Origin of the sequence: Nonomuraea sp. NPDC047897 (assembly GCF_043204415.1) — a bacterium.
Lineage (GTDB): Bacteria > Actinomycetota > Actinomycetes > Streptosporangiales > Streptosporangiaceae > Nonomuraea.
In genome coordinates this window covers 686,039-702,471 of sequence record NZ_JBIDCC010000001.1, presented here as the reverse complement: position 1 = coordinate 702,471, position 16,433 = coordinate 686,039, and the positions used below count along the sequence as shown (strand labels likewise).

General features: G+C 71.4%; 12 protein-coding genes and 1 pseudogene. 7 read left to right on the top strand and 6 right to left on the bottom strand.

The genetic code is table 11. The annotated features are described in order from the left end of the window. Nucleotides 1-5 precede the first annotated feature (5 nt). The 3 genes and pseudogenes from ACGF0J_RS03195 to ACGF0J_RS03185 form a co-directional block, all read right to left on the bottom strand. Nucleotides 6-1,127, bottom strand: a pseudogene (locus tag ACGF0J_RS03195) (hypothetical protein); the annotation flags it as partial. A gap of 53 nt (nt 1,128-1,180) precedes the next feature. Continuing rightward, nucleotides 1,181-1,966 (bottom strand): sugar phosphate isomerase/epimerase family protein, encoded by a 786-nt coding sequence (locus ACGF0J_RS03190; protein ID WP_393141772.1) that lies wholly within the window; start codon nt 1,964-1,966, stop codon nt 1,181-1,183. Nucleotides 1,967-1,969: 3 nt separating this feature from the next. Beyond that, entirely contained in the window at nt 1,970-2,998 is a 1,029-nt protein-coding gene (locus ACGF0J_RS03185) for a zinc-binding dehydrogenase (RefSeq protein ID WP_393141771.1), read from the bottom strand. Between the two features lie 112 nt (nt 2,999-3,110). Here ACGF0J_RS03185 and ACGF0J_RS03180 point away from each other — a divergent pair, with 112 nt between their 5' ends. From ACGF0J_RS03180 to ACGF0J_RS03160, 5 genes are read left to right on the top strand one after another with little or no spacing between them, the layout of a single operon-like run. Next, nucleotides 3,111-3,998, top strand: a complete 888-nt coding sequence (locus ACGF0J_RS03180; RefSeq protein WP_393141770.1) for a sugar phosphate isomerase/epimerase family protein — start codon at nt 3,111-3,113, stop codon at nt 3,996-3,998. A gap of 31 nt (nt 3,999-4,029) precedes the next feature. Continuing rightward, a complete protein-coding gene (locus tag ACGF0J_RS03175) occupies nt 4,030-5,394 on the top strand; it encodes an ABC transporter substrate-binding protein (RefSeq protein ID WP_393141769.1) in 1,365 nt (454 codons plus the stop codon). 37 nt (nt 5,395-5,431) lie between these two features. Next, entirely contained in the window at nt 5,432-6,349 is a 918-nt protein-coding gene (locus ACGF0J_RS03170; protein WP_393141768.1) for a carbohydrate ABC transporter permease, read from the top strand. Further along, nucleotides 6,333-7,181: a carbohydrate ABC transporter permease gene (locus tag ACGF0J_RS03165; RefSeq protein WP_393141767.1), complete on the top strand. Its 849-nt coding sequence runs from the start codon at nt 6,333-6,335 to the stop codon at nt 7,179-7,181. Before ACGF0J_RS03170 ends, ACGF0J_RS03165 begins: the two co-directional genes overlap by 17 nt. A gap of 3 nt (nt 7,182-7,184) precedes the next feature. Further along, nucleotides 7,185-8,363 carry an ROK family protein gene (locus ACGF0J_RS03160; RefSeq protein WP_393141766.1) on the top strand — a complete coding sequence of 393 codons (1,179 nt, stop codon included), beginning with the start codon at nt 7,185-7,187 and terminating at the stop codon, nt 8,361-8,363. Nucleotides 8,364-8,372: 9 nt separating this feature from the next. Here ACGF0J_RS03160 and ACGF0J_RS03155 read toward each other — a convergent pair whose 3' ends face one another. Then, nucleotides 8,373-9,140 carry a helical backbone metal receptor gene (locus ACGF0J_RS03155; RefSeq protein ID WP_393141833.1) on the bottom strand — a complete coding sequence of 256 codons (768 nt, stop codon included), beginning with the start codon at nt 9,138-9,140 and terminating at the stop codon, nt 8,373-8,375. Between the two features lie 248 nt (nt 9,141-9,388). Here ACGF0J_RS03155 and ACGF0J_RS03150 point away from each other — a divergent pair, with 248 nt between their 5' ends. Beyond that, on the top strand, nt 9,389-10,192 hold the full coding sequence (locus ACGF0J_RS03150) for an SAM-dependent methyltransferase (RefSeq protein ID WP_393141765.1): 804 nt from the start codon (nt 9,389-9,391) through the stop codon (nt 10,190-10,192). A 3-nt stretch (nt 10,193-10,195) separates the two neighbouring features. Here ACGF0J_RS03150 and icmF read toward each other — a convergent pair whose 3' ends face one another. Beyond that, complete coding sequence (icmF, locus tag ACGF0J_RS03145; RefSeq protein ID WP_393141764.1) at nt 10,196-13,405, bottom strand: fused isobutyryl-CoA mutase/GTPase IcmF; 3,210 nt, start codon at nt 13,403-13,405, stop codon at nt 10,196-10,198. A 53-nt stretch (nt 13,406-13,458) separates the two neighbouring features. Further along, nucleotides 13,459-15,333 (bottom strand): isochorismatase family protein, encoded by a 1,875-nt coding sequence (locus ACGF0J_RS03140; protein WP_393141763.1) that lies wholly within the window; start codon nt 15,331-15,333, stop codon nt 13,459-13,461. A gap of 134 nt (nt 15,334-15,467) precedes the next feature. On the opposite strand from ACGF0J_RS03140, the gene ACGF0J_RS03135 reads away from it, so the two are divergent. Next, nucleotides 15,468-16,403, top strand: coding sequence for a LysR family transcriptional regulator (locus tag ACGF0J_RS03135; RefSeq protein WP_393141762.1), 936 nt, complete (start codon nt 15,468-15,470; stop codon nt 16,401-16,403). Nucleotides 16,404-16,433 lie beyond the last annotated feature (30 nt).

Here is a 16,433-nt window from a genome sequence, read left to right as displayed (position 1 = left end):
CTGAAGTCGTGGCAGCCGTGGCCCCGCAGGCTGGAGGGGTCGAAGTACTCGCGGAAACCCGACTCGGCGACCGCCCTGATCATGCCGTCGGCCAGCGGCCCGGCCAGGTCGGGGCGACGGCGCCGCAGGCCCTGCCAGATGAGCCAGCTCAGGTTGATCCAGCTCGGGCCGCGCCAGTAGCGGACCGGGTCGAACTCGGGGGCGGCCGGTGCGAAGCTCGGCACGATCCCGTCCTTGAGCCCGAACCTGTCGAGCGCGGTGCCGACCAGTTCGTTGACCAGGTCGCGGGGCAGGCCCGGCAGCATGAGCGGCACCAGGCCGGCGGAGCTGTTGGAGCGCAGCAGGCAGCCGGTGAGCACGTCGCGGGCGTGGAAGAGGCCGTCGTCGTAGAGGTGCTCGACCATCGCCCCGGTGATCGCGGCTGCCTCGCGCCGGTGCGGCTCCGGATCCAGCCCGCACACCTCGGCGATCTTGGCGAGGGCGTGTTCCGCGACGCCGTACGCCGCGTTGAACAGGGGGTCCTCGACGCAGAACGCGTCCGCGCGGCGGTAGCCGGTGTCGCGGTAGGCGCGGGCGAGCGCGGCGTAGCGCGCGTAGTCGCGGTCGGTGGGCCGCTCCTCGGCGCTGACGTGGGCGAGATCCCTGCGCCGCACGTCGGAGGTCCCCACCCGCACGGCGGCGAGGGGCGCGTCCCAGGCCGGGCTGTTGTCCATGCCCGACTCCCAGGGGTGCACGATGGAGATCAGGCCCTCGGCCGAGCGGCGCGCGCCGCGCAGGAAGTCCTGCTGGGCGACCAGGCGCGGATAGATCCGGCGCAGGAAGGCCGGGTCGGGCTCGGCGAGGTGCACCCGCCAGGCGGCCAGCGCGTGCACCGGCGGCTGCACGATGCCGGAGGTCGCCGAGCCGGACGGGGCGTGCACTTCCCAGAACTCCGGGCCGGGGAAATAGGCGCGGTCGGGCACCGCGGGGTTGAACACGATGTGCGGCACCCGGCCGTCGCGCCACTGCGCGCCGAACAGCGTCAGCAGCTCGGCCCTGGCGCGGCGCGGCGACCACCGCGCGTTGCCGATCGCGATGAAGGCGGAGTCCCAGCTCCACTGGTGCGGGTACAGCCGGCGCGAGGGCACGGTGTAGCTGCCGTCCCAGTTGGCGACCAGGACGCGCACGGCGTCCCGGAGGATCACAGGAACTTCCTGACGAACGCCGCCGTCTGGGGCAGCACGATCTCGGGCTCGCCGCGCAGGCGGCACTCCAGCGCGAGGTAGCCGTCGTAGCCGGCGGCGTCCAGCGCGGCGAGCTGGGCGCCCCAGTCGAGGTGACCGGTGCCGGGCTGGTTGCGGTTGGACTCGCTGATCTGCATGTGGGCGAGGTAGGGCGCCGCCTCCAGCAGCGAGCGGCAGGGGTCGTCCTCCTCGATGTTCATGTGGTAGGTGTCGCCGACGACCCGGATGGAGTCCATGGCGCAGTAGGAGACCGCCTCGGCCAGGGTGTTGACCATGTGGTTCTCGTACCGGTTGAGCGGCTCCAGCATGATGAGCACGCCGTTGCGCTGGGCGTGCTCGCCGAGCACGCCGAGGGCCTCGGTGAGCACCTCGCGGTCCTCGTGGGCGCTGCGCGGCGGCTCGAACGGGGGGAGCCTGCGGGAGAACTGGCCCCAGGAGGCGGGGGTCATCACGCCGATGCCGCCCAGCTCGGCGATGACGGTGAGCTGCGACCGGAGCTGCTGGATGGCGTCCGTCCGCTTGGCCGGGTCGAAGTCGCCGATGAAGTGCGGCATGTCCACGCACACCGTCGGCATGACCACGCCGTCGGCCAGCGCCCGCTTGAGCTCCGTCAAGCGGCCGGCGAAGTGGAAGTCGCCCTTGCCGCGCAGCTCGACGGCGTCGAAGCCGGCCTCCACCGCGAAGGCGAACTTCTCCTGCAGGGTGCGGCCGGGCAGAAGCTGCTCCTGGACGGAAAGCTTCACGTGTCACTCCTCGAATCGGAAGACGAGCTGGAGTACATCTGACGGGTGCTTGTCGAGCAGCTCGTAGGCCGCGGCGGCCTCGGCGGCGGGGACGACATGGCTGACCAGGCCGACGACGTCGATCTCGCCCCGGTGCACCAGCTCCATGAAGGTGCGCTGCATGCGCTCGACGTCCCAGCGGTGCGCCAGCCAGGAGGCCACGCCGCCGATCTGGGAGGAGACGAGCTGCACCTGGTTGTGGTGGAACTCCTCGCCCAGGCGCAGCCCGACGCCGTCGCCCTGGTAGAAGCCGGCGGCCACGACCCGGCCGCCCTTGCGGACGGTCCTGATCGCCTCGTGCAGGCCCTGGTGGCTGCCGCTCAGCTCGATGACGGTGTCGGCGCCCTCGACGCGCTTGCGCATGAACTCGGCGACCGAGCCCGTCCGCACGTCGAACGTCTCAGCGGCGCCGTGGTCGCGGGCCAGCTCCAGCCGGGCCGGGATGGCGTCCGCCGCGACCACCCGAGCGCCACTGAGGACGGCCATGCGGGTGGCGAGCAGCCCGATGACCCCCTGCCCGAAGATCGCGACCTGGTCGCCGATGTGCAGGTCGGCGGCGTGCACGGCGTTCATGGCGATGGCGCCGACGCGGGCGAAGACGCCGCTCAGCGGGTCGGCTCCGGGCGGGAGCACGTGACCGGTGAGCCGGGCGGCCGGCACGACCGCCTCGGCGCGGTGGCCCCAGATGCCCCACACGAGGCTGCCGACGGGCGGGTCGGCGACGTCGGGAGCGGCCTCCACCACCTCGCCGACCTCCTGGTAGCCCCATCCGGCGAGTGGGTAGGCATGCGTCTGCCCCTCGACGAAGAGCCGGCGCTCGGTGTCCCACTTGCGGGTCAGGTAGGGGTTGGTGCCGCGGTAGGCGGTCAGCTCCGTGCCCGCGGACACCCCTGAGTAGATCGTGCGGACCCGCACGCTGCCCGGCTCCAGCGGGGCGGGCGGCTCCAGGCCAAGGTGGACGAGGCCCGGCTCTTGAAAGGTGATGACGTGCATTTCCCACACTTAAGTTTGCTGATCATGCAGAAGGTAAAGCTTTAGTGCTTGTTTGCAAACCATAGTTGCGCCAAGAACACTCGTAAGTCTAGGACTTCGACGGAGGTTACCTGTGAAACTCGGTTTCCTGACCGCCTGTCTCCCCGGAGATGATCTTGCCGACATCGCCCGATGGGCTGCCGGCCAAGGCTTCGAGGCTTTGGAGGTGGCCGGATGGCCTTCTCCGGACGACCGAAATCACATCAGAGTAGATACTTTTGACCAAGCTGAACAGGAGCGGGTCGGGCGAATCTTCGCAGAGACCGGACTCACCCTTTCCTCGATCGCCTACTACGAGAACAATCTGCACCCTCAGGCAGGGGAGCAGGTGAACGCCCACCTGCGCAGATGCGTCGACGCGGCCGCCGCGCTGGGGTGCCCGACCGTCGGCACGTTCGTCGGCCGCGACCCCGGCCTGCCCGTCCGCGACAACCTGGAGCGGGCGGCCCGCGTGTTCCCGCCCCTCGTCGAGTACGCCCGCGACCGCGGGGTCGAGATCGTGATCGAGAACTGCGTGATGAAGAGCTGGCACCCCGACGGCTATCCGGGCAACCTGGCCTACTCCCCCGAGCTGTGGGAGTGGATGTTCACGCTCGGGCTCAAGCTCAACTACGACCCGTCCCACCTCGTGGCACTGGGGATCGACCCGGTGGCGGCCGCCATGCCGTACATCTCCGAGATCTCGCACGTGCAGGCCAAGGACACCGAGATCCTGCCCGGCACGGTCAACCGCTTCGGCTTCTACGGGCCGATCAGCGGCGAGAAGGGCTGGTACCGGTTCCGGGTGCCGGGGCTGGGCCAGATCGACTGGCCGATGGTGATCGGCGCGCTCCGCGAGGGCGGCTACGACGGCGTGATCTCGGTCGAGCACGAGGACCACGTCCACAGCGGCAGCACGGAGAGAGTACAGACCGGTCTCGGTATCGCTTACGGGACGTTGCGCCATCTTGTCAGGGGGTAAGGGCGGCATATCCCCTCTGGAGGAGCGTGCCATGCCCAACAAGGTCACCGCCGTTCTCTCCGCCGCAGTCCTGGCCGCGGCCACGCTGGCCGCCTGCGGCGACGACCGTGAGACGGCCGCGAACGAGATCACCGTCTGGACCGAGGAGAACCTCGAGGACCGGATGGCCGTCCAGAAACAGATGGCGGCGGACTTCACGAAGAAGACCGGCATCAAGGTCAACCTCGTGGGGGTCGCCGAGGACCAGTTCAGCCAGGTCATCACCTCGGCCGCGGCGGCCGGCAAGCTGCCCGACGTGATCGGGTCCCTGCCGCTGGCGGCGGTGCGCGAGCTGGAGACCAACGACCTGCTCGACACCGAGACCCCCGCCAAGGTCGTCGAGCAGCTCGGGCGCGACACCTTCTCCCCGCGCGCCCTGCAGCTGACCAGCTCCGAGGGCAAGCTGCTCGGCGTGCCCAGCGACGGCTGGGCCCAACTGCTCCTCTACCGCAAGGACCTGTTCGAGAAGGCGGGCCTGCAGCCGCCCGACACCTACGAGGCGGTCGAGGCGGCGGCCAGGAAGCTGAACACGGGAGGTGTCGCCGGCATCACGCTGGCCATCGCCCCCAAGGACTCGTTCACCGCGCAGAGCTTCGAGCACGTGGCGCTGGCCAACGGCTGCCAACTCGTCGACGACGGGGGCGACGTCACGCTCGGCTCGCCGCAGTGCGTCCGGGCGATCTCCTTCTACACCGGGCTGGCACGCGACTACTCCGTCAAGGGCAAGCAGGACGTCGACTCCACCCGGGCGACGTACTTCTCCGGCAAGGCCGCGATGACCATCTGGTCCTCGTTCATCCTCGACGAGCTGGCCGGGCTGCGCAAGGACGCGCTGCCGAGCTGCCAGGAGTGCCGCGCCGACCCCGAGTGGCTGGCCGAGAACACCGGGGTCGTCACCGCGCTGAAGGGACCCGACGCGAGCGAGCCCGCGCAGTACGGCGAGATCGTCTCCTGGGTGGTGACCAGTGAGGCGGCCAAGGACTCCGCCGCCAAGTGGGTCTCGTTCGCCATGAACGAGGGCTACGAGCGGTGGATCGGGATGGCGCCCGAGGGCAAGTTCCCGACCCGCAAGGGCTTCGCGGACACGTGGAACAAGCTGCCCGCCGGGGTCGACACCAAGAAGCCGCTCGCCGACGTCTACCCGGCCGAGGTGCTCGACGCGCTGCGCGCCAGTCCCGACACCTTCGCCCGCTGGGGCATCGCGCAGGGCCAGGGCAAGCTGGTCGGCGCCACCATGGGCGAGCTTCCGGTGCCGAAGGCGCTGAGCCAGGTCGTGGAGGGCTCGCTCACCCCCGAGGCGGCGGCCGCGCAGGCCAAGGCCGACGTCGAGACCATCAAGCGCGGGATCCGCCAGTGACGGCCCGGCTCCGGGGCACCTCGCGAGGAGGTGCCGGGTGAGGCGTGTGCGGACGCTTCGCGAGCAGGAGGGCAGGGCGGGACTCGCGCTGATCTCCCCCACCCTGGTCATCACGATCGTCGTGGTGGTGCTGCCGCTGCTGTGGGCCGTCATGCTGGCGTTCCAGGACGTCCGGCTGATCAACATCCGGCAGGCGGGCCTGTTCGGCCGCTACACGCTGGAGAACTTCACGTACGTGCTGGCCGAGCCCGGCTTCTGGTCGGCGCTGGTCAACACGCTCGTCTACACGGTCGCGGGCACGGCCCTGTCCATCGTGATCGGGCTGGTCGCCGCGCTGGCGCTGCGTGACAGGTTCCGCGGCCGCACCCTGGTCCGGGCCTCCATCCTGGTGCCGTACGTGGCGCCGGTGGTGGCCGTGGCGTTCCTGTGGGAGACGATGCTCAACCCCCAGTACGGCATCGTCAACACCTGGCTCAGCCAGCCGATCGCCTTCCTCAGCCAGGCCAAGGGCACCTTCCTCGGGATCGAGGTGCCGGTGGCGCTGCTGACCGTGATCGCGTTCGAGGCGTGGCGCTACTTCCCGTTCGCGTTCCTGTTCATCCTGGCCCGGCTGCAGGCGCTGCCCGCGGAGCTGGACGAGGCGGCCGTGGTCGACGGGGCGACGCCGACGCAGCGCTTCCGCTACGTGATCATGCCGCAGCTGTGGCGGATCATCGCGCTGCTGTCCGTGCTGCGCTTCGTGTTCACCTTCACCAAGTTCGACGACGTCTACCTGCTCACGGGCGGCGGGGCGGGCACCGAGGTGGTCAGCGTGCGGGTCTACAACTTCCTCACCGCCCGCGACGACATCGGCGCCTCGGCCGCGCAGGCCATCGTGCTCGCGGTGGTCCTCGTGGTCTTCCTGGTCGTCTACCTGAGGTTCTTCGGAGGTGGCGAACGTGCCGAGCAGGGATAGGGTCGAGCGCGGCGCGCTGCGGGTGCTCCGGCCGCTGGTGATCGCGGTCCTCTTCCTGGTCACCGCGTTCCCGTTCGTCTACATGGTGATGCTGTCGGTACGCGACATCCAGGAACTGATCCTCGACCCCGGATCGCTGTGGCCGAGCGCCTTCACCCTCGACACCTACGTCGACGTGCTGACCCGGCAGGGTTTCCTGACGTTCATGCGCAACAGCCTCATCGTGTCGGCGGCGGCGGTGGCGGCCACGCTGCTGATCTCCATCCCGGGCGCGTACGCGGTGGCGCGGCTGCGCTTCTTCGGGCGGCGGCAGGTGCACTTCCTGTTCCTCGCCGTGTACCTGTTCCCGGCGATCGTGCTGGCCATCCCGCTGTTCGTGCTCTTCACGATGCTCGGGCTGCGGGGATCCCTGATCGGCCTGATCCTCGTCTATATCGCGCAAACGGTGCCGGTCACGGTATACATGCTCCGCAACTACTTCGAGACCGTGCCCCAGAGCGTGGAGGAGGCGGCGGCGATCGACGGGTGCACGCGCCTGTCGACCATCTGGCGGGTGGTGCTGCCGCTGTCCAAGCCCGCGCTCATGGCGACCGGCCTCTACGCGTTCATGATCGCCTGGAACGAGTTCCTGTTCGCCCTGCTCTTCCTCGTCGAGAGGCGGGAGAGCTGGACGGTCTCCCTGGGGCTCTCCCAGCTTGCGGGCAGTATCGAGATCCCGACCACCGTGCTCATGGCAGGATCGGTGGTTCTGACACTGCCCATCGTGATCATTTTCTTCGCCGGTGAGCGGCTGCTGACGGAGGGCCTCACGGCGGGAGCAGAGAAAGGGTGATCCATGCTGACGGCAGGACAGGTCCTCCAGCTCATCCGTGATGGCTCCTGCCGTACCCGCAAGGCACTCATCGACCACACCGGGCTGTCCCGTTCGACGATCACCGACCGGGTCGACCGGCTGATCGAGGCCGGCTACATCCACGAGTCGGGCGTCGAGAGCTCCGGGGGCGGCCGGCCGCCCTCGGTGCTCGACATCGACGCCACGAGCCGGCTCGTGCTGGTGGCCGACCTCGGGGCCGGCCACGCGCACGTCGCCCTCACCGACCTCGCCGCCCGGCCGCTGGCCGACGAGCGCATCGAGATGCGCATCGAGCTGGGGCCGGACGCCGTCCTGTCGTGGGTGCGGGAGGCGTTCCAACGGCTGCTCGACCGGGCCGGACGGCCGCGCGAGCAGGTCTGCGGCATCGGCATCGACCTGCCCGGCTCGGTCGACCACACGGCGGGCAAGGTCGTCAGGTCGTTCCTCATGCCCGGCTGGGACGACCACCCGATCGGCGAGGCGCTGCGGGCCGACTTCGACGTGCCGATCCTGGTGGAGAACGACGCCAACGCGATGGCGCTCGGCGAATGGTGGTCGTCGTGGCGCCGCACCCGCGCCCTGGTGCTCGTCAAGGTCTCCACCGGCATCGGGACGGGCGTCATCCTCGACGGCCGGATCTACCGCGGCGCCGAGGAGGCCGCCGGCAACATCGGGCACGTCCGGCTGCGCACGAGCGACGACCGGGTGTGCACCTGCGGCTCGCGCGGCTGCGTCGCCTCGCTGGCCAGCGGCCACGCCCTGGCCCGCGACCTCGGCCAGGAGACCAGCAGCGACGTGGTGCGCCTGGTTCAGGCGGGCGACCCCACGGCGATCGCCCGCACCCAGGAGGCGGGCCGCACGCTCGGCGTCCTGCTGGCCACCGCGGTCAGCCTGCTCAACCCCGGCGTGCTGGTGCTGGGCGGCGACATGGCCGAGACCCGGGAGCACTACCTGACCGGGATCAGGGAGAGCGTCTACAGCCGCAGCCTGCCGTTCACCACCCGCAACCTGGAGATCGTCACCAGCTCCCTGGGCCGGCGCGCCGGGATCGTGGGCACGGCGGTGCTCGTCATGGAGCACGTGCTCAGCACGGAGTCCGTCGACACCGCCCTCGCGGCCGGCGGCCAGCCCCGCGGCCGCGCCAGGACCCCCGCCAGCTGACAGCGGGGGCTACCGGGCGAGGGCCGACTCCAGGCGGGCGCGGGCCGCGACGAGGGAGGGCCCGTACCAGGTCAGGTCGCGGCCGCTCACCAGGACGCACCGCAGGCCCGGGAAGCACTCGGGGCCGTCGGCGGCGGAGAAGGCGTACGGCTCGTCGGGCAGCACCACGAGGTCGGGTGAGCGCCCCACCAGCTCGGGCAGCGGCACCCTGGGGTAGCGCTCGGCGTGCCCGGCGTACAGGTTGTCGACGCCCAGCCGCGCCAGCACGTCACCGGTGAACGTGTCGCGGCCGACGACCATCCACGGCCGCCGCCAGATCGGGACGACCGCCGTGCGGCGCGGGCCGGTGGCGGGCCGGTGCCCGCCGGGCGGCGGCGCGGGCGCCCGCCACACCCGCTCGGCCCGCTCCAGCCAGCCGGGCCGGCCGGTGCGGCACGCATGCCGGAACATCCGCTCCAGGGAGGCGAACGCCCCGTCCAGCGTCTCGATCCGCGTCACCCACACGGCCAGGCCCGCCTCGCGCAGCGCCGCGATGTCCGGCTCGCGGTTCTCCTCGGCGTTGGCGAGCACCACGTCGGGTCGCAGCCGCCTGATCGCGTCGAGGTCGGGGTTCTTCGTGCCGCGCACCCGCGTGACGTCCAGGCCGGGCGGGTGGGAGCACCAGTCGGTGGCCCCCACCAGCGCGCCGGGCAGGGTCGCCGCCACGGACTCGGTGAGCGAGGGTACCAGCGACACGATCCGCCGCACGGTCGCGGGCACGCGGACGGCGGCGCCCATGTCGTCGACCGGGTGCGGGTCGTCGATCGAGTGCGGGTCGTCGGCGGGGCGCGGGTCGTCCGTCACCCTCGCCACCCTAGCGGCCGGCGCGCACGCCGGTCCGCCGCGGCGGTCGGGTCCGTGCGAGTGCGGGACCACGGTGGCCCATCGAACAAAATTCTGTTGAAATGTTGCCAACCCTCCACAAAAGGCCTGACGCGTCCGTACACTCTCAGCAAAAGATCGTCTCTGGATCGGGGGATCGCGACTTGGAGCGAGAACCACAGGGCTTCGATCCGACCACGCCCAACGTCGCCCGGCTCTACGACTACCTCCTCGGGGGCAAGGACCACCTGGCGGTGGACCGCGAGGCGGCCGAGGAGATCCTGCGCGCGGCACCCGAGATGCGCGCGGCGGCCGGGGCCAACAGGGCGTTCGTGCTGCGGGCCGTACGACGGCTGGCGACGGCTGGCGTGCGGCAGTTCCTCGACATCGGCGCCGGGCTGCCCGCGCGGACCACCCTGCACGAGGTGGCCGGCAAGGCCGCGCCGGGGGCGCGCGTGGCGTACGTGGACCGCGACCCCGTCGTCCTCACCCACGTCAGGGCGCTGCCCGCCGACGACGGCCGGCTCGCCGTGGCCGAAGGCGACCTGCGCGATCCCGAGGCCATCCTCAAGCACCCCGACGTGCTGCGGGTCATCGACTTCGCCGAGCCCGTCGCCATCGTCCTCGGCGCCGTCCTGCACTTCGTCGCCGACGCCGACGACCCCGCCCGCATCGTCGCCACGCTGCGCCGGGCGGTGGCCCCCGGCAGCCACCTCGTCCTGTCGCACGCCACCGGTGACGCCCGGCCGGCCGCCATGGCGGCGGTGGCCCGGGTCTACCGGCGGGCCGGCATCCCGTTCACCCCACGCGGCCGAGAGCGGATCACGGAACTGCTGGCCGGGTTCGCGCTGGCCGAGCCGGGGCTGGTGTGGCTGCCGCAGTGGCGGCCCGACGAGGCGGACGCGATCGACTTCCCGGCCGACCCCGCCTCGTCGCTGGCGCTGGGCGGGGTCGGCCGCAGGGACTGACCGTCACACGTTGCGGCGGTACTGGCCCCCGGCCTCGAACAGGGCGTCGGTGATCTGCCCCAGCGAGCAGACCCGGGCGGCCTCCATGAGCACCTCGAAGGCGTTGCCGTCGGACATGGCGACCTCGCGCAGCCGGGCCAGCGCGGCGGGCGACTCGCCGCGGTGCCGCTCGTGGAAGTCGTGCAGCCGGGCCAGCTGCGACCGCTTCTCCTCCTCGGTGCCCCGGGCCAGCTCCAGCTTGCCCTGCTCGGGCCCGTCACCGCGCGGGTTGCGGAAGGTGTTGACGCCGATGATCGGCAGCGAGCCGTCGTGCTTGCGCGTCTCGTACAGCATCGACTCGTCCTGGATGCGGCCACGCTGGTAGCCCGTCTCCATCGCGCCGAGCACGCCGCCCCGGTCCGACAGCCGCTCGAACTCGCGCAGCACCGCCTCCTCGACCAGGTCGGTCAGCTCGTCGATGATGAACGAGCCCTGTAGCGGGTTCTCGTTGCGGGCCAGCCCCCACTCGCGGTTGATGATGAGCTGGATGGCCATCGCGCGGCGCACCGAGTCGGCCGACGGGGTGGTGACGGCCTCGTCGAAGGCGTTGGTGTGCAGGCTGTTGCAGTGGTCGTAGACGGCGATGAGAGCCTGCAGGGTCGTGCGGATGTCGTTGAAGTCCATCTCCTGGGCGTGCAGCGACCGGCCCGAGGTCTGGATGTGGTACTTGAGCTTCTGGGAACGCTCGCCGGCGCCGTACCTCTCGCGCATCGCGACCGCCCAGATGCGGCGGGCCACCCGGCCGAGGACGCTGTACTCGGGGTCCATCCCGTTGGAGAAGAAGAACGACAGGTTCGGCGCGAAGTCGTCCACCCTCATCCCGCGGGCCAGGTACGCCTCGACGTAGGTGAAGCCGTTGGCCAGGGTGAAGGCGAGCTGGCTGATCGGGTTGGCGCCGGCCTCGGCGATGTGGTAGCCGGAGATGGACACCGAGTAGAAGTTGCGCACTCCGTTGGCGGTGAACCACTCCTGGATGTCGGCCATCATCCGCAGCGAGAACTCGGTGGAGAAGATGCAGGTGTTCTGGCCCTGGTCCTCCTTGAGGATGTCGGCCTGGACCGTGCCGCGGACCGTGGCGAGGGTGCGTGCCCGCACCTCGCGCGCCTCCTCGGCATCCGGCTCGCGCCCGTGCTCGCCGCGCCACCTGTCGAGAGCCTGGTCGACGGCGGTGTTGAGGAAGAACGCCAGGATCGTCGGCGCCGGGCCGTTGATGGTCATCGAGACGGACGTGTTGGGCGCGGTCAGGTCGAAGCCGTCGTAGAGGACCTTCATGTCGTCGAGCGTGGCGATGGAGACGCCGGACGTGCCGACCTTGCCGTAGATGTCGGGCCGCGGGTCGGGGTCGTTGCCGTACAGGGTCACCGAGTCGAACGCGGTGGACAGCCGGGTCGCGGGCTGGCCCTCCGACAGCAGCTTGAAGCGCCGGTTGGTGCGGAACGGGTCGCCCTCGCCGGCGAACATCCGGGTCGGGTCCTCGTCGTCGCGCTTGAACGGGAACACCCCGGCCGTGAAGGGGAACCTGCCGGGCAGGTTCTCGGCGCGCAGGAACCTCAGCAGCTCGCCGTGGTCGGTGTGCCGGGGCAGGGCCACCCGGGGGATGCGGTTGCCCGACAGCGTCTCGCGCCAGAGCGGCGTGTGGATCTCCCGGTCGCGCACCTTCACCACCAGTTCGTCGGCGGTGTACTGCTCGCGGGTGACCGGCCAGGAGTCGAGCAGCGCCCGGCTCTCGTCGCTCAGCTCCAGCTCGGCCCGCCGTTCCAGCTCGGCCAGCCGCTCGTCGTCCCCGTCCAGCAGGGCGCGGACGGCGGCGAGCTGCTGGCGGCGGCGGGCCACGTCGGCCTGGGCGTCGGTCTCGGCGTGGTAGGCGCGGACGGTCTCGGCGATCTCGGCGAGGTAGCGGGCGCGGGCCGGCGGCACGATCGCGGCCGAGATCTCGGACGTGCGTCCGCGCACCGGCGCCAGCAGCCCCGGGCCGGCCTGCATCCCCTTGTCCACCAGCAGGCCCTTGAGGTGCTGGTAGAGGGCCGTGACGCCGGCGTCGTTGTAGCGGGCGGCGATCGTGCCGAAGACCGGCATCTCCTCCGGCGGCACGCCGAACGCCTCGCGGTTGCGCAGGAGCTGCCGGCGCACGTCGCGCAGCGCGTCCTCGGCGCCGCGCCGCTCGTACTTGTTGATCACCACGGCCTCGGCGAAGTCGAGCATGTCGATCTTCTCCAGCTGGGAGGCCGCGCCGAACTCGGGCGTCATCACGTAGACCGGCACGTCCACGTGCGGCACGATCCCGGCGTCGCCCTGGCCGATGCCCGGGGTCTCGACGACGACCAGGTCATAGCCCGCGGAGCGGCAGGCGGTGACGACGTCGTCGAGGCACGCGGGCACCTCGTTGGCGGCGCCCCGGGTGGCCAGGGAGCGGAAGTAGGTCTGCGGGCCCAGGCTGTTCATGCGGATGCGGTCGCCCAGCAGCGCGCCGCCGCCCCGCCTGCGGGTGGGATCGATGGCGATGATCGCGATGCGCAGCTTGTCGTCGTTGTCCACCCGGAAGCGCCGCACCAGCTCGTCGGTGAGCGACGACTTGCCCGAGCCACCCGTGCCCGTGACGCCGAGCACGGGGGCCCGGCGCTCGCGGCCGGCTGCCCGCAGGCCGTCGAGCAGCGCGTCCGTGGCCCTGCCCGCCTCGATGAGGGTGATCGCCCGGGCCAGAGCCGCCTGGTCGCCGGAGACGACGGCCTCCACCGACGGCTCGCCCGTCAGCTCGACGTCGCACTCCTCGACCAGCTTGTTGATCATCCCGGGCAGGCCGAGGGTCTGGCCGTCCTCGGGCGAGAAGATGCGGGCCACGCCGCGGGAGTGGAGCAGGTCGATCTCGTCCCGGACGATGACCCCGCCGCCTCCGCCGTACACCCGGATGTGGCCGGCTCCGCGCTCGCGCAGGAGCTCCACGAGGTAGCTGAAGAACTCGACGTGACCGCCCTGGTAGGAGCTGATCGCCACGCCCTGGACGTCCTCCTGGACGGCGGCGGTGACGATCTCGTCCACCGACCGGTTGTGCCCGAGGTGGATGACCTCCGCTCCCTGCGACTGGAGGATGCGCCGCATGATGTTGATCGCCGCGTCATGGCCGTCGAACAGGGCCGCGGCCGTCACGAATCGGACGGGATGAACCGGTACGTGCACGGCTTCTCACTCCTTTGTGCGGGGCCTCAGTACGAAGATACTAGGACGTCCTACTATTTCCCACCCGCATGGGGCGACGGACTCTTCAGCAGCGAGCGCAGTTCGGCGGTGTCGACGATGTGGGCCAGTCTTGGAAGAATCCCGGTCATCAGCATCTGGTGGGTCTGCGGGTCCGGATCGGCGACGCAGTCGGACAGGACGTAGAGCCGGTAGTCGCGGTCAGCGGCCTCAACGACGGTGGACAGCACGGCGCCGCCCGTGGCGACGCCGGTGACGACCAGGGTGGTGATTCCGCGATCCCGCAGTCGCCGGTCCAGGTCCGTCGTGGACAGCGCGCCGAAGCGGGTCTTGCGGACGGTGATGTCGCCGGGCTCGGGAGCGAGCCGATGGTGGATGTCCGTGGCGGGATCCGCGTGGTGCATGAGGCGCTGCCGGCCGAGGACGGAGAAGGCCTTGTTGGCCGGCGGGATCGCCGCCCAGTCGGCTTCGGTGAATCCGACCCGCACGTAGGCGATGGCGGCTCCGTGGGCTCGCATGTCGCTGATGGCGCCGGCCACCTGTGACAGCAGCGCTTCCGGGTCTGCCGGGAGCGAGGCCAGGATTGCCTGCTGGTAGTCCATGACGAGTAGTGCGGCCGTCCGGGGGTCCACGGCCGGGGTCGTGACGGTCATTGTTCTCTCCTTGGGTGATGAGGGCGGTGCCGGCTTCGTCTCCGCGAGGGACGCCGGGGCGCGTCGAGGGAGCAGCAGCGGGGTCGCCAGCAGGAGCAGGCCGGCCAGGCCGATGGCCGTGCGCGGGCCGAGCAGGCTGCCCAGCACGCCCCAGACGGCCGTCAGGAGCGCGGTCGAGGCGCGGGTCGTCACCGACCAGGCGGACAGGGTGCGAGTGACCCGGCCGGTCGCGGTACGCTCCAGGCGGTAGGTGGCGCAGACGGGGTTGAAGACCCCGCAGCAGAGGACGAGCCCGAACTGGACACCCATCACCAGCAGCAGCCCTGCGGTGCCCGGCCCCACGAAGGCCAGGCCGACGGGCCAGATCGCGCGTAGCGTCCCCGCCACGACCAGGACCCGGTGCTGCCCGAACCGGGTGACGAGCGGTCGGGCCAGCCGCGCCCCGAACAACCCGCCGAGCGCGGGCGCGGCGAAGGCGAGGCCGTACTGCCACGGCGCGAACCCGAGCCGGCCGAGCATGAGGACGGCCAGCAGCGCATCGGCGGCCATCACGAGACCGTTGAAGAAGGCGGTGTTGACCAGCAGGGGGCGCAGCATCGCGTCGGCGAGGATGTACCGCCAGCCGTCGAGCAGGTCCCGGGACCGCGGGCGCGCGGCCTCCCGCCGCTCCGGCGGCGGCTCCTGGCCGCCCATCGCGCGGATGCCCAGGGCCGAGAGCAGGTGGCTGAGCGCGTCGGCCAGCACCGTCGCCACCGGCCCGAGGATTCCGACCGCGGCACCGCCCAGCGGCGGGCCGATGATCGTCGTCGTCCAGGTCGTGGCCTCGAACCGGGCGTTGGCGACGAGCAGGTCTTCGGCCGGCAGCAGCGTCTTCAGGTAGGCGCCGGAGGCGGCGCGGAAGGTGATGTCGGCGGCCGCGACGACCACCGAGACCAGCAGGAGCTGGACGAAGGACAGCACGCCGAGCGCGAACGCGGCCGGGATCGTCAGCAGTGCCACGAAGCGCACCAGGTCCGTCCCGACCATGACCGGCCGCTTGCGGCGGAACTCCACCCACGAACCCAGCGGCACCGCCACGGCCGCGCCCGCCAGAGCCCCGACGGACGACAACGCCGCGACCTCCGCCGGCCCCGCGTGCAGCACCTGGATCGCGATCAGCGGGAACGCGCCGAAGGCGAGCCACGTGCCGAGCGCGCTGGTCCCGTACGCCCCCCAGAGCCACCCGAACTGCCGCCCCAACCGGTGCCTCTGTCTCATGCCCGACGCTCCTCGCCACTCACCCGCACAACCGATCCGCGATCGGAAGCATCAAAGCGAGCACCACGCCCAGGGATCAAACAACCATGAGGGCACCCCGTCACAACCGGCAGTTGTACCCGTAGGGTTTCCGCGTGGACCTCGACACCGTCCGGACCTTCGTCGCCGCCGCCGACGCGGGGCAGTTCCAGGAGGCCGCCGCCGAGCTGGCGGTCACTCAGCAGGCCGTCTCCAAGCGCATCGCCGCGCTGGAGCGCGACCTTGGCGTGCGGCTGTTCGCCCGCACGCCGCGCGGCGCCAGGCTCACCATCGACGGGCAGGCGTTCCTGCCCCATGCCCGGGAGCTACTCCGGGTGGCCGAACGCGCGGTCGCGTCCGTCCGCACGGGCAGCCGTCCGCTGCGTGTCGACATCATCGCCTCGCGCGGCGCGGCGTCGGGTCTGATGCGCGGCTTTCACCGCGTTCATCCCGAGATCGAACTCGACGTGGTGATGCTGTTCGACATCGAGACGGCCGTCGCCGCCATCCGGTCCGGTGTGATCGACGCGTCCTTTCGCGCCGTCGCCGTGCCCGGCCGGCCGCTTGCCGAGGACATCGAGTCCGCCCGGGTGCTCGACGAGCCGCTCCAACTCCTCACCGGCCCCGCCCACGCGCTGGCCGACGCCCGGTCAGTGACCCTGTCCCAGCTCTCCGGGCACCGCATCTGGATGCCCGGCATCGTCCCCGGCACCGAATGGGCCGCCTACTACGACGACCTCGTCGCCGAGTTCGGCCTCACCATCGAGGCCACCGGGCCCAACTTCGGCTCCGACGCCCTCCTCGACACCATCGCCGACACCCCCGCCCTGGCCACCTTCATGGGCGAGCAGACCCGGCTCGTCTGGCCCGCCGGACACGGCCTGCGTCGCATCCCGGTGACCGACCCCACACCCGTCTACCCGCACTCGCTCCTGTGGCGTCGCGACAGCCCCCACCCGGCGCTGGCCACCCTCCGCGCCCACCTCGCCGCCACGGCGACCGGCCGGGACGCCACGGGGACCTGGACCCCGACCTGGGCGAGCCCGCGCTGAACACCGACACGGCCGACGGACCGGCGCAGC